The sequence below is a fragment of the Mesorhizobium sp. J428 genome, assembly GCF_024699925.1.
In the GTDB taxonomy this organism is placed as follows: domain Bacteria; phylum Pseudomonadota; class Alphaproteobacteria; order Rhizobiales; family Rhizobiaceae; genus Mesorhizobium_A.
Map to the genome: position 1 here is coordinate 1536652 of NZ_JAJOMX010000001.1, position 13089 is coordinate 1549740.

Here is a 13089-nt window from a genome sequence, read left to right on the forward strand (position 1 = left end):
ATCCCGTCATACCAGCATCGAGCCGATCGAGGGGGCCGGGTGACGTTTCATTAACCATGTTCGTTGAGCGGCGGTTAACCCAGATGTGGTTACTCAGGGATCAACGAAAACAGTAAAATTGCGAAGGAGCCGCGCGGATGCGCCGTATCGCAGCACTCACCACGAACCCCGTCGCCATCGCGCTGATCGCGGCTCTCGCCGTTACCGGCTGCGCCTCGAAGAAGGCGCCGAACTCTGCCGCCGACCTCGGCCTCAACGCCGGCAACAATGCCGCTCCCGGCTCCTCGCAGGACTTCACGCTGAACGTCGGCGACCGCATCTTCTTCGACACCGATTCCTCGGTGATCCGCGCCGACGCGCAGCAGACGCTGGCCAAGCAGGCGCAGTGGCTGAACCGCTACTCCAACTACAAGATCACGGTCGAAGGCCATGCCGACGAGCGCGGCACGCGCGAATACAACATCGCGCTCGGCGCCCGCCGCGCCGCCGCCACCCGCGACTACCTCGCGGCCCAGGGCGTGTCGGCGAGCCGCATGCGCACCATCTCCTACGGCAAGGAAAAGCCGGTGGCGCTGTGCGACGACGCCTCGTGCCAGACGCAGAACCGCCGCGCCGTGACCGTTCTGGGCGGCCAGGGAAGCTGACTTCCGCGCAACACCGGCGCAAATTCCCGACTGGCGGCCCTCGTGGCCGCTTTTCGCATTCAAGCGGGCACTGTAAACAAAATTTGGCCGAACTCTGCCGGCCATTTATCCGCCGAACGAAGGGGAGCGCTCGCGTTCTCCTTCACAAGTCCAGACACGCCCAGGTCAGACCGCCCATGAGATTGCTTTCCCTTGTCCTTGGCGCGCTTGCGCTGCCGCTTGCGGCCCTGACGCCGGCCGATGCGGCCGACGACGACGCAACCGCCACCGAGATCGTCGACGATTCGCCCTTCGATGTGTTCCCGGCCGCCGTCAGCAGCCTCCTGCCGCTGCGCTCCAGCGAGACGCCTGCCGAGCCGGTCTACCAGCTCGCCCAGGCGAGCGACCCGCGCGTGGTCGGCCTCGAGGAGCAGATCCGCCAGCTCAACGGCCGGGTCGAGGAGATGAACTTCCAGATCCTCCAGATGCAGGAGCAGATGCGCAAGATGCAGGAGGACGTCGACTTCCGCCTGCAGGAGCTGGAGCAGAAGAAGTCCGACGCCGGCAATACGGCCCCGTCAGCCGAGCCGCGCAAGAGTGTCGCCGAGGTCCAGGAAGGCGCCCTGCCGCCGCCGTCACAGCCGTCGCCTTCGATCACGCAGGCGCCCGCCGCCGGCCCCGGCGCGCCGGAGAAGCCGCTCGGCTCGATCGTCTTCGACAAGGACGGCAATGTGGTCGGCGGCACGCTCGACCCGGACGCGGTAAACGAGGCGCAGGCCAACACCGACGGCGCCACCGTCGCCGCCGTCTCGCCCTCCTCCAGCGATCCTCAGGAGCTCTACCGCAACTCCTACGAGGCGATCCTGTCCGGCGACTACGGCACGGCGGAAGCGGGCTTCCGCCAGCACATCGAAAGGTTCCCTTCCGACTCGCAGACCGCCGACGCCCGCTACTGGCTGGGCGAGTCCCTGCTCGGCCAGCAGCGCTACCGCGACGCGGCCGAGGTGTTCGTCGACGCCAACCGCTCCTTCCCCAATGCCCGCAAGTCGCCCGACATGCTGCTCAAACTCGGCGTATCGCTTTCCGCGCTCAACCAGCGCGACGTCGCCTGCGCCACCTTCACCAAGATCAACCAGCGCTATCCGAACAGCTCGAGCTCCTTCAAGGAGCGGGTGAAGCAGGAACGCGCGCTCGCCGGGTGCTGACCGCCGCTTCCGGACAAGATCCGGCCGGCCTCGCCCCGGACCGCCTGTTCGCAGGCATCGACTTCACAACATCGCCAGCCGTCGTGGTCGCCGTTTCCGGCGGCGGGGATTCGATTGCGCTGCTGCATCTCCTGTCGCGGCATCTCGTCCGCACGCGCATCGTCGCGGTGACCGTCGACCATGCGTTGCGGCCAGATTCGGCGCGGGAGGCCGAGGATGTCGGCGCGTTCTGCGCGACGCTCGGCGTAAGCCACCTGATCCGCGCATGGCACGGCGACAAGCCCGCCACCGGCCTGTCGGCAGCGGCAAGGGACGCGCGCTACCGCCTGCTGGCGGAGGCGGCGGACGATGTCGGCGCGACGCTGCTTCTCACCGGCCACACCGAGGACGACCAGGCCGAGACGGTGGCGATGCGCGCCGAGCGCGGCGAGGGCCGCGGGCTCGCCGGCATGGCGCCCGACACACTGCTCGACGGCCGGCTGTGGCTGGTGCGGCCGCTGCTGGCGACGCGCCGGGCAGCACTCAGGGACTATCTGCGCGCCGAGGGCATCGGCTGGGTCGACGACCCGACCAACGAGGATGCGGCCTATGAGCGCGTGCGCGCACGGCGCAGGCTTGCAGACCCGGCCGCGTTCGCGCGGGCGATCGAGACGGCGCGAGAGGGCGCGCGGGAACGCGAGCGGCTGGGCGAAGCGGCCGCGGCGCTGATCGCGACCTGCGCCCTCCCCGCCCCCGGCCTGGTCCGCCTCGCGGCCAATGTTTTCCGCGCCGCGCCGCGTGACGCGGCGACCTATGCGCTCAGGCTGCTGCTGGCGACGGCCGGCGGCGGCGGGCATCTGCCGGACGACCCCAGGACGGCCGCCCTGCTCGACCGCTTCGGCGAACCTGCCTTCCGCGCCTCGCTGGCGCGCGCGACGGTCGAGCGGCGGGGCGACGCGATTTTCCTCTATCGCGAGGCGCGCGGCCTGCCGGAACCAGGGCCCGCCCTCAACGGACAGATCTGGGACGGACGGTTCCGGCTCGGCAATGTCGAGGGCGAGACGATCGGACCGGCCGGACGCTTCGGCGGCGGGCGCGCGGACGAGGCGTCAGGCGTGCCGCCGGCGCTGGCCCGCGCCGCGGCGGCGGCCCGCCCGGCCCTCTTCCGCAGCGCGGAATGCCTCGGACCGCTCGACGGGCGATCGGATGCGGATTCATCCCCCTTACCCACCCAGCCGTTCGCGGTGCCGCTGGCAGCCCCCTTCGCGCGTATCCTGCCCGCCTTCGACCTCGCGCCCGCGCGGGCGCTGATGAAGCTCGTCGGCGGCGAATTGCCGCCCCCGCCGCCTTATGCCGGCCACACTGCACCGGAAGCTTAACCCAATGGTAGCGGCGTGCTTGGCAAGGTGTGCGGGTCTACCTATGTTAGGCAGCAACACCCACTCTGACGGGCGTCGGCCTCTGCGACGCCAGCGGGACAAGAGATGAATCCGAATTATCGCAACCTCGCGCTCTGGGCGATCATCGCCGTGCTCCTGATCGCGCTGTTCAACCTGTTCCAGCAGAACCCACAGCAGCGCGGCGTTTCGCGCGAGGTGGCCTATTCCGAATTCCTCCAGGACGTCGATTCGGGCCGCGTGAAATCGGTGACGATCGCGGGCGACCGCATCAGCGGCACCTATTCCGACAGCTCCACCGGCTTCCAGACCTATTCCCCCGGCGACACGACGCTGGTCTCGCGCCTTGAAGGCAAGAACGTCACCATCAATGCGCGTCCCGAGAACGACGGCTCCGGCTCGATCTTCTCGATGCTGATCGGCTGGCTGCCGATGCTGCTCATCCTCGGCGTCTGGATCTTCTTCATGCGCCAGATGCAGTCCGGCTCCGGCCGCGCCATGGGCTTCGGCAAGTCCAAGGCCAAGCTTCTGACCGAGGCGCATGGCCGCGTCACCTTCCAGGACGTCGCCGGCGTGGACGAGGCCAAGCAGGACCTCGAGGAGATCGTCGAGTTCCTGCGCGACCCGCAGAAGTTCCAGCGCCTGGGCGGCAAGATCCCGCGCGGCGTGCTGCTCGTCGGCCCTCCCGGCACGGGTAAGACGCTCATCGCCCGCGCCGTCGCCGGCGAGGCGAACGTGCCCTTCTTCACCATTTCGGGCTCCGACTTCGTCGAGATGTTCGTCGGCGTCGGCGCAAGCCGCGTGCGCGACATGTTCGAGCAGGCGAAGAAGAACGCGCCCTGCATCATCTTCATCGACGAGATCGACGCGGTCGGCCGCCATCGCGGCGCCGGCCTCGGCGGCGGCAACGACGAGCGCGAGCAGACGCTGAACCAGCTGCTGGTCGAGATGGACGGCTTCGAGGCGAACGAGGGCATCATCCTCATCGCCGCCACCAACCGCCCCGACGTCCTGGACCCCGCGCTGCTGCGCCCGGGCCGCTTCGACCGCCAGGTCGTGGTGCCGAACCCGGACATCATCGGCCGCGAGAAGATCCTCAAGGTTCACGTCCGCAACGTGCCGCTGGCGCCGAATGTCGACCTCAAGGTGCTCGCCCGCGGCACGCCCGGCTTCTCCGGCGCCGACCTGATGAACCTCGTCAACGAGGCCGCCCTGATGGCCGCCCGCCGCAACAAGCGGCTGGTTACCATGGCCGAGTTCGAGGACGCCAAGGACAAGATCATGATGGGCGCGGAGCGCCGCTCCAACGCCATGACGCAGGCCGAGAAGGAGCTGACCGCCTATCACGAGGCCGGCCACGCCATCACCGCGCTGCACGTGCCGGTGGCCGACCCGCTGCACAAGGCGACCATCATCCCGCGCGGCCGCGCGCTCGGCATGGTCATGCAGCTGCCCGAGGGCGACCGCTACTCGATGAGCTACAAGTGGATGATCTCGCGCCTCGTCATCATGATGGGCGGCCGCGTCGCCGAGGAGATCAAGTTCGGCAAGGAGAACATCACCTCGGGCGCCTCGTCCGACATCGAGCAGGCGACCAAGCTGGCGCGCGCCATGGTCACCCGCTGGGGCTTCTCCGACAAGCTCGGCCACGTCGCCTATGGCGAGAACCAGGAAGAGGTCTTCCTCGGCCATTCGGTGGCGCGCACGCAGAACGTCTCGGAGGAGACGGCGCAGATCATCGACGCCGAGGTGCGCCGCCTGATCGACGACGCCTATGTCGAGGCCAAGCGCATCCTGACCAAGCACAAGAAGGAATGGATCGCGATCGCCGAGGGCCTGCTCGAATACGAGACGCTATCGGGCGACGAGATCCGCCAGCTGATCAAGGGCGAGAAGCCGGCGCGCGACCTCGGCGACGACACCCCGCCCTCGCGCGGCTCTGCCGTGCCCAAGGCCGGTGCGACCGGCGGCGGCCGCCGCAAGAAGGGCCCCGAGCCCGAAGGCGGCATGGAGCCGCAGCCGCAGTAGAGGCTGCGGAACAGACATCGAAAGGGCGCCCACCGGCGCCCTTTCCTGTTTTGTCACCGGCTGCGAGCCGCAGCCGGGCCGCCGCGCCGATCCTGCGCCGGCGCGGCCGTTCGCCTCGCCAGCCGCGTGCAGGGCCTTCCGGCGCGAGAGCAAGGACGCCCCGCTCCCCCGTGCTCGCCGCCAGGCAGCGGTGGCCGCTCGGCGGCCCGCACAGCGCTCCCACAGCCTCCCGCCCTGCGACCAGCGCTTGCTTAACGGCCCTGCGGCCACCCCTGCGGCGGCCGGGGTCCATCGACCTCGGCGCACGTTGCGAAAATGCGCGATTTGCGTCTTGTTTCGGCGGCGCTGCTTAGCTATGTGTCTGCCGCGCCTTCTGGCGCGACCACGCGATCCGGAGAGGTGGCAGAGTGGTCGAATGCACCGCACTCGAAATGCGGCATGGGTGCAAGCCCATCGGGGGTTCGAATCCCTCCCTCTCCGCCATTCGCCGCCGATTGCCGCGCACTCCAGGAAATAGCTTCACCGGCGCTATATTGCCGGCAATCGAAGCGGGTGTAGGTGGCCTTCGCGTGGGGCGATCCGGGGCGGACAGGGGTGATCGTGGAGCGCGAAGGGTGGACGGCCGCCTAGACGTTCTGGCTACAGCTGAAGAACCAGAGGACAGTGATCCGAGACTTCCGGGTCGTGAATGACGTCGAACGACTTCACGGCCTCTTCGCGATTCACGAGCATATAGTCCGCGAACCGACCCGGCTTCCCGTATTGGGCGCTTCGGGTGGTTTCGATGCCGCGCCCTGTCACCAGTTCGTACAGTCCGGCATTGGCGAGGATCGCGAGCGTTTCGCTGCCTGGTTCGACGTTGAAGTCACCGCAGACCACCACCACGTCACCCGGCTCTGAAATCTGCCGGGAAAGATCGAGCAACCTTCGTGCCTGCGCAGCACGTTCGGGGGTGTCCAACTTGCCGTTCAGATCGCGCAGTCCGTGCATATGCGTGATGCTGACGGCCCGCTCGGCAGCGTAGTCATAGACCCTGACGCCATGGGCGCTGCGGGATCGCGGATGATCGCCGTAGCCAACCGGCGAAAAGCCCTTGTGAACAAAGCCCTGAATCTGGCCGACGATGGGGAAGGATCGCCGCACGAACGTGGCCAGCCCCCATTGCGACGGGACCGGTTGGTCCCCGTCCCAGAGAACGCCCTGCGCCGCAGGACAGAAGATTGCGACGTGACCGGGCAAGGCATTCGATACATCGCGAAAGAAGTTGGCGCGCTGGGGCAGCACGTGATCGCCATCACGATAGGTCAGCCAGTCCTTCTCGGACTCAGGGCTGTGAATGACTTCCTGAAGGCACAGGACGTCGGGATCGCTGATTTCGACATAGGGCAACAGCTTTCCGTGCAGCTTTCCACCCCAGCCGTTCAGGCACATTATTTTCACGGATCTGTCCCTCGGAGTCTCGCGAACCCGACTTTCACGGCATTGGAGAACGCCCGCAAGTCGTTCGGACCCTTGCTGCAAATCTCGGGAATGTCCGGCTTTTCAATGGCGGTGAGAGAGCATGCCCCTGGATCCGATCAAGCGTTTCGAGGCCTACCGACCATGCATCCGCCTTGTCGGCTCGGCAATACTTAGCAAAGCGGCAAACTTTTCCTTGTGCGTCGGATGCCGCGATGTTAGTTAGCAACATGACTAAGCATCAGCCGGAACTTTCGCTGCTCTTCCATGCTCTGGCCGATCCCACCCGCCGGTCGATCCTGACCCGGCTGGGCGAAAGGCCGGCGCGGGTCACGGACCTGTCCGGACCGACGGGCCTGCGCCTGCCTACCGTGATGCGGCACCTTTCGGTGCTGGAGGAGGCGGGGCTGATCGCCACGTCCAAGGACGGGCGGGTGCGCACCTGCGCCATCGTGCCGGAGGCGCTGAATCCGGTGCGGACATGGCTCGACGAGCAGCGGGCGATCTGGGAAGGCCGGCTCGACCGGCTGGAAGCACTTGCGATCAAGGCAATGAAGGAGCGCACGGAATGACATCGAAACCGAACCCGCAGCGCATGCCTGCGGCCCGCGACCAGGCGGACGGCCGCTTTGCGACGCTGACCTTCGAGCGGGACGTGGCCGCGCCCTTGTCGGCGCTGTGGCAGGTCTGGACGGCGCCAGCCGCGCGGGCGGTCTGGTCCTCTCCCTCGCCTTCGGTCGTGGTGGAGTTCCTCGAGGCCGACACCAGGGTGGGCGGGCGCGAAGTCTCGCTCTGCAAGGTCGCAGGCGAGCCCGACACGCGCTGCGAATGCGGCTGGCTCGCCTTGCAGCCGGCACGGCGCAGCGTGAACTACGAGGTGATCTCCTCAGAAGGCGTGACGCAATCGGCGGCGCTGGTGACGGCGGATTTCTCCGGCACCGACGAGCGCAGCCGGGTGGTCGTGACGGTGCAGCTTTCCTCGCTGGCCCAGGATATGGAGGCCGGCTACCGGCAGGGATTCGACGCGGGGCTGGACAATCTCGGCGGCGTCGCCGAGCGCACCATGGTGCTCCAGCGCGTCATACGGGCGCCGCGCTCGATCGTTTGGAACACCTGGGTGAACGCCAAGACGCTGCCGCAATGGTGGGGTCCGGACGGGTTTTCCTGCCGGACGAAGCGGATCGACCTGCGCACGGGCGGCGAATGGGTGTTCGACATGATCGGGCCCGACGGCACGGTGTTCCCGAACCACCACCGCTACATCGAAATCCGCCCCGAGGAGAGGCTCGCCTACACGCTGCTGTGGGGCGAGAACGGACCGAAGCATGCCGATGCATGGGCCTCGTTCGAGACCGAGGGCGAAGCGACGAAGGTGACGCTGGGCATGGTGATGAGCACGAAGGCCGAGTTCGAGGCGGCAAAGGGTTTCGGCGCGATCGAACTGGGCCTGCAGACGCTGGGCAAGCTGGAGCGTCTCGTCACATCGCAATAGACGCCGCAGCTCGGCAACCGATCTCCAACGCGGTTATGAGGCCGCGTTGGCTGAGCAGTCGGGCTACTTGCTGCTGAACGCCAGGCGGCAGGGGCCGATCGCCGTGTCGACCGAAGCCAGCCATCGGCGCGCGGCGGGGATGTTCCTGACGTGGGCGTCGAGGAAGGCGAGGGTGAGCTGGCGCAGGGCCGCCTGCTGGGCGGGGACCTGGGGCTGGACGCCGTTGTCGGCGAAGCCGCCGAGGTAATGGTCGGCCTCGTCCAGGACGGCGAGGTATTTGTCGCCAGCGGGGGCGAGGTCGTAGGGTTCCGACTTCCAGTGCCAGTCGCCGCCCTTGGCGCCGCGGTCGAGCGTGCCGGTGACGGTGAGGACGGGACCGTCCATGCGGTCCCACGAGCCGTCGCGCAGACCCTGCTGGTCGCGTCCCTGGCCGCTGAGCAGCATGGCCGCGGCGAAGCGGTCGTCTCGGAAGCGGCGCGCCTGGCCGTCCGGCAGGTCGATCTCCGCGCCGGCAAGGAGTTGCGCGGTGTAGGCGCCGAAGGAATGGCCGGCGATGGCGCCACGGACCGGCCGGTCCGGCCGGCCGCTCGTGACCTCGAACACGCTGTCGAGACTGTCCATCACGCGACCGGCGACGGCCGCCCTGTCCAGCCAGCGCTCCGGTGCGTGCAGGATCTCGTGCATACGCGACCGGATGTCGGTCATCTGCCACCAGCGGGAGAGATCGGCGTCCGGGTCGAGGCCGAGCGCCGGCTCGGCGCGCGCCACGCGCCCGATCGCATCGGAAAAGGTCGGCTGGATCACCAGATAGCCGTGGCGGGCCCAGTGGTGCGCGAGAGCGGCATATTCGCGGCCGTTCGAGCCAAGGCCGTGGCAGAACAGGACGAAGCCCAGCGGCGCGCGGCCGGACGGCCAGCGGCAGGTGAGGCCCGGCCCAATGCCGGGCGCGCCGGCGATCACATCGTCGGCCTCGCGAACGTCTCCCGCGGGGATGTCGCTGACGTAGACGCCGCTCATGCCGGCATGCCCTGGCTTGCGGTGGTGCCTGGCATCGCGGAGCGGTCGAGAAGGAAGCAGGCCGCCGTGCCGCCGCCGTCGACAGGATAGGCCGGCGGCATATCCTCGGCGCAGCGCGGCATCACGAAGGGACATCGGTTGCGGTAGGGACAGCCCTGCGTCGCCACGCGCGGAGCCTCCTTCACCGGCGCTGCCCGGCGCGTCGCCCTTCGCCTGCGCTGGGCCTCGGGATCGAGCAGCGGCACCGCGTCGAGCAGCGCCTTTGTGTAGGGGTGGGCGGGAGAGCGGTAGACCCGGTCCGACGGACCTTCCTCGACGATGTGCCCGAGATACATCACCGCGATCCGGTCCGAGATGTGGTGGACCAGCGCCAGATCGTGGGCGATCAGCAGATAGGCGATGCCGAGCGCATCGCGGCGCTCGTAGAGCAGGTTGATGATCTGGTTCTGGGTGGAGACATCCAGCGCGCTGACCGGCTCGTCGAGCACGATGAGCTTCGGCGTCAGCGCCAGCGCGGAGGCGATGGCGATGCGCTGGCGCTGACCGCCGGAGAACTGGTGCGGATGGCGCTCGAGATGCTCCTCGGACAGCGACACCAGCCTGAGCAACTCGATGGCGCGGGCCCGCCGCTCGGCCCTGCTCATCGTCGTGTGGACGCGCAGCGGCTCGGTGACGATATCCTCGACGGTCATCGACGGGTTGAGCGAGGAATAGGGATCCTGGAACACCGCCTGGATCTGCCCGCGCACGGCGGGCGGATAGCGCGTTTTCATCGAGGTGAGCTCGACGTCGCCGAAGCGGATCGATCCGCCATTGGCCGGAACGAGGCCGAGCACCGTATTGGCGATGGAGGACTTGCCGGAGCCGGACTCGCCGACGAGGCCGAGAGTCTCGCCGGCGCGGATCGACAGGTTCGCGCCCTTGACGGCCTGGAACGCCCTGCCCTTGAACCCGAGCAGGGAACGCCGCCAATAGGTGACGTCGAGGTCGCGGATTTCCAGCAGCGCTTCCTCGCTCACGACGCGGCCTCCAGGACGAGCTCCTCGGCGCGGATGCAGCGGACCAGCCGGTCGGCGCCCGTAAGCGGGATATGCCGGTCGCAGGCGGCGATCCTGAAGTCGCACCGGTTTGAGAAGCGGCAGCCCACCGGCCAGGCGCCGGGGCGCGGCACGCTGCCGCGAATGGTGGGCAGCGGCGGATTGCGGTCGGAGGCGTGCGGCATCGCCGTCAGGAGGCCGCGCGTATAGGGGTGGCGCGGCCTGGCGAACAGCCGGCCGACCTCGGCCATCTCGACCATCTCGCCGGCATACATGACGCTGATGCGGTCGCAGATGTCGGCGGCGACGGCGAGGTCGTGCGTGACGAAGAGGATCGCCATGCCGAACTCCTCCTGCAGGTCGCGGAAGAGATCGAGGATTTCCTGCTGCACGGTTACGTCGAGCGCGGTGGTGGGCTCGTCGGCGATCAGCAGCGAGGGGTTGCAGCTCAGCGCCCGGGCGATCGCGATGCGCTGCGCCATGCCGCCGGAAAGCTCGTGCGGGAAGGCGCGTGCACGCTCCTGCGGCCGCGGGATGCCGACGCGGTGGATCAGCGCGACCGTCTGCTCCCACGCCTCCTTCTGCGACAGTCCCTTCTTGGCGCGCAGTACCTCGGCGATTTGGCTGCCGACAGTGAAGGCCGGGTTGAGGCTGGTCGTCGGGTCCTGGAACACCATCGCGACCTCGTTGCCGCGGACCTCCTCCATCTGGCGCGGCGGCAGCGCGCGCAGGTCCCTGCCGTTCAGGACGATCGAGCCGCGCGTCGTGCGCAGCGCAACGCTCGTCAGCCCGAGGATGGCCAGCCCGGTCAGGGTCTTGCCGCTGCCGGATTCGCCGACGAGTCCCAGCGTCTCGCCCTTCGCGATGGAGAGGGAGAGGTTGGAGATGAGCGGCAGCCCCTCTCCGTCGGCCGAAGACAGCGCCACCTGAAGACCCTCGACACGCAGCACCTCGTTGGCGCGCGGGGGCGGAAGCGGACTGTCCGGCACGGAGGCGGCGACCGCCGCCTCGACGCGCGGCGACGCGGCCCGGGGCTTCGCCGCCACCGCGACGCCGCGGCCGATCGAATCACGGATCACGTCGCCGATCAGGTTGACCGACAGCACCGTCGCGATGATGGCGATGCCGGGCGGAATGGCGAGGAACCAGTGCAGGTCCATGTACGCGGCGGCGGTGCTGAGCATCGTGCCCCAGCTCGCGTCCGGCGGCTGCACGCCGAGCCCGATGAAGGAGAGCCCGGCCTCGGCCAGCAGCACGGCGCCGACGGTCAGCGTGATCTGCACGATCAGCGGCGGGGCGATGTTCGGGAAGATGTGACGCAGAAGGATGCGGCCGTCCGATGCGCCGATGACGCGCGCCGAGCGTACATAGACCTCTTCGCGCTCGGCCAGCACCACGCCGCGCGCGAGCCGCAGGAAGGACGTCGAGAACAGGATGCCGAGCGCCACCATCGCCTTGTGCAGCCCCGTGCCGAGGAGGGCGAGGATGACGATCGCGACCATGATGCCGGGGATCGAGACGATCGCCTCGACGATGCGCATGACGATCCAGTCCCACCAGCCGCCGCGGTAGCCGATGAAGAGGCCGAGCGGCACGCCGATGAGCACGGCGATCGAGGTGCCCTCGGCGGCGGCGATGACCGCGATCCGGCAGCCATAGATGAGGCGCGACAAGACATCGCGACCGAGGTCGTCCGTGCCGAGCCAGTGCTGCGCCGAGGGGCCCTGCAACGACTGGATCAGGTTCTGCTTGAGCGGATCGTAAGGGACGATCACATCGGCGAAGATCGCAAGGAACACGAGCAAGGCGAGGATCGCGCCCGCGACTGCGATGATGGCAAAGGAGCCGCCAGCCAGCCGTCGCGACCGCCGCGGACGCGTCGCCGGGGTTTGGGTGGACAGGGTGCTCAAGACGGACGGGCCTTGGGATTGAGGAAGCCGTAGACGATGTCAGTGGCGAGCTGAACCAGCACGACGAGGCCGACCATGACCAGGACGAGCCCCTGGATCATCGGGATGTCCTGCTGGCGCACCGCCGTGATGGCGAGCGTGCCGAGGCCGTTGATGGCGAAGACCTGCTCCACGATCAGCGCGCCGCCGAGCAGCACGGTGATCTGGAAGGACAGAATGGCGACGACCGGCACCATGGCATTGGTGAGCGCGTGCCGCAGGATCACCCGCCGCGACGACAGGCCCTGTGCGCGGGCCGCGCGGATGTAGTCCTGCTGCAGCACGCCGACCATCGCCGAACGGACCTGGCGCGCGATGGCCGCGCTGGACGACAGACCCAGCGCCAGCGCCGGCAGGGTCACGCTGCGCAGCCATTCCCAGGGCGAGGTTGAGATCGGCGTGAAGCCCGTCGCAGGAAAGAGGCGCAGGTTCACCGCGAAGATCGCGACGAGCAGGAGGCCGAACCAGAAGTTCGGGATCGCCTGTCCGATGGTCGCCCCGACCGTGGCCAGCCTGTCGACCCACGAGCGGGGCCTCAGTGCCGCGGCCACCCCCGCCGCGATGCCGACCATGACGGCGATCAGGGCGGAGACGGCGGTCAGCGAGAGCGTCACGGGAAGCCGCTGCATCACGGCCGACGAGACGCTGACGCTGTTGAAGAAGGAGGTGCCCAGGTCGCCCTGGACGGCGCGGCCCAGCCACTGGAAATAGCGCACGACCACGGGCTCGTTGAGCCCGAGCCGCTCGCGCACCATCTCATACTGCTCCTGGGTGCCGGTGTCGCCGATGATCAGATCCACCGGATCGCTCGGCAGCATGGACGTGAACGAGAACGTCAGCACCGAGACGATGAACAGGAGCGGCACCAGCGCAGCCAGCCGCTGTAGAACGAGTCTGAACACGA

The 13089-nt window shown here is 68.4% G+C and carries 11 protein-coding genes and 1 tRNA gene; 7 read left to right on the forward strand and 5 right to left on the reverse strand.

The window, feature by feature from the left end; translation table 11 throughout:
* The first annotated feature begins 137 nt into the window (after positions 1-137).
* The 5 genes from pal to LRS09_RS07700 all read left to right on the forward strand — a co-directional run bounded on the left by pal (position 138) and on the right by LRS09_RS07700 (position 5715).
* A complete protein-coding gene (pal, locus tag LRS09_RS07680) occupies positions 138-644 on the forward strand; it encodes a peptidoglycan-associated lipoprotein Pal (RefSeq protein ID WP_257805184.1) in 507 nt (168 codons plus the stop codon).
* A 176-nt stretch (positions 645-820) separates the two neighbouring features.
* Positions 821-1828, forward strand: a complete 1008-nt coding sequence (gene ybgF, locus LRS09_RS07685) for a tol-pal system protein YbgF (RefSeq protein ID WP_257805185.1) — start codon at positions 821-823, stop codon at positions 1826-1828.
* The gene (tilS, locus tag LRS09_RS07690) at positions 1822-3186 is read left to right on the forward strand and encodes a tRNA lysidine(34) synthetase TilS (RefSeq protein ID WP_257805186.1); all 1365 of its coding nucleotides are present in this window, start codon (positions 1822-1824) and stop codon (positions 3184-3186) included. Before ybgF ends, tilS begins: the two co-directional genes overlap by 7 nt.
* 105 nt (positions 3187-3291) lie before the next feature.
* Positions 3292-5232 carry an ATP-dependent zinc metalloprotease FtsH gene (gene ftsH / locus LRS09_RS07695; protein ID WP_257805187.1) on the forward strand — a complete coding sequence of 647 codons (1941 nt, stop codon included), beginning with the start codon at positions 3292-3294 and terminating at the stop codon, positions 5230-5232.
* A gap of 393 nt (positions 5233-5625) precedes the next feature.
* Positions 5626-5715: transfer RNA gene (locus LRS09_RS07700), tRNA-Ser, on the forward strand.
* A 156-nt stretch (positions 5716-5871) separates the two neighbouring features.
* On the opposite strand, the gene LRS09_RS07705 is transcribed toward LRS09_RS07700, so the two are convergent.
* Positions 5872-6672, reverse strand: coding sequence for an endonuclease/exonuclease/phosphatase family protein (locus tag LRS09_RS07705; RefSeq protein ID WP_257805188.1), 801 nt, complete (start codon positions 6670-6672; stop codon positions 5872-5874).
* A gap of 248 nt (positions 6673-6920) precedes the next feature.
* Between LRS09_RS07705 and LRS09_RS07710 the strand changes: the two genes are divergently transcribed.
* Together LRS09_RS07710 and LRS09_RS07715 are read left to right on the forward strand one after the other, a co-directional pair.
* Positions 6921-7262, forward strand: a complete 342-nt coding sequence (locus LRS09_RS07710; RefSeq protein ID WP_257805189.1) for a helix-turn-helix transcriptional regulator — start codon at positions 6921-6923, stop codon at positions 7260-7262.
* A complete protein-coding gene (locus LRS09_RS07715) occupies positions 7259-8182 on the forward strand; it encodes an SRPBCC family protein (protein WP_257805190.1) in 924 nt (307 codons plus the stop codon). The genes LRS09_RS07710 and LRS09_RS07715 overlap by 4 nt, the downstream gene beginning before the upstream one ends.
* A gap of 63 nt (positions 8183-8245) precedes the next feature.
* Here the strand turns inward: LRS09_RS07715 and LRS09_RS07720 are convergent, their stop codons facing one another.
* From LRS09_RS07720 to LRS09_RS07735, 4 genes are read right to left on the reverse strand one after another with little or no spacing between them, the layout of a single operon-like run.
* Positions 8246-9199, reverse strand: coding sequence for a hypothetical protein (locus LRS09_RS07720; RefSeq protein ID WP_257805191.1), 954 nt, complete (start codon positions 9197-9199; stop codon positions 8246-8248).
* Positions 9196-10218, reverse strand: coding sequence for an ABC transporter ATP-binding protein (locus tag LRS09_RS07725; RefSeq protein WP_257805192.1), 1023 nt, complete (start codon positions 10216-10218; stop codon positions 9196-9198). Before LRS09_RS07725 ends, LRS09_RS07720 begins: the two co-directional genes overlap by 4 nt.
* Entirely contained in the window at positions 10215-12146 is a 1932-nt protein-coding gene (locus LRS09_RS07730; protein WP_257805193.1) for a dipeptide/oligopeptide/nickel ABC transporter permease/ATP-binding protein, read from the reverse strand. Before LRS09_RS07730 ends, LRS09_RS07725 begins: the two co-directional genes overlap by 4 nt.
* Positions 12143-13087: an ABC transporter permease gene (locus LRS09_RS07735; RefSeq protein ID WP_257805194.1), complete on the reverse strand. Its 945-nt coding sequence runs from the start codon at positions 13085-13087 to the stop codon at positions 12143-12145. Before LRS09_RS07735 ends, LRS09_RS07730 begins: the two co-directional genes overlap by 4 nt.
* Between the last annotated feature and the right edge of the window lie 2 nt (positions 13088-13089).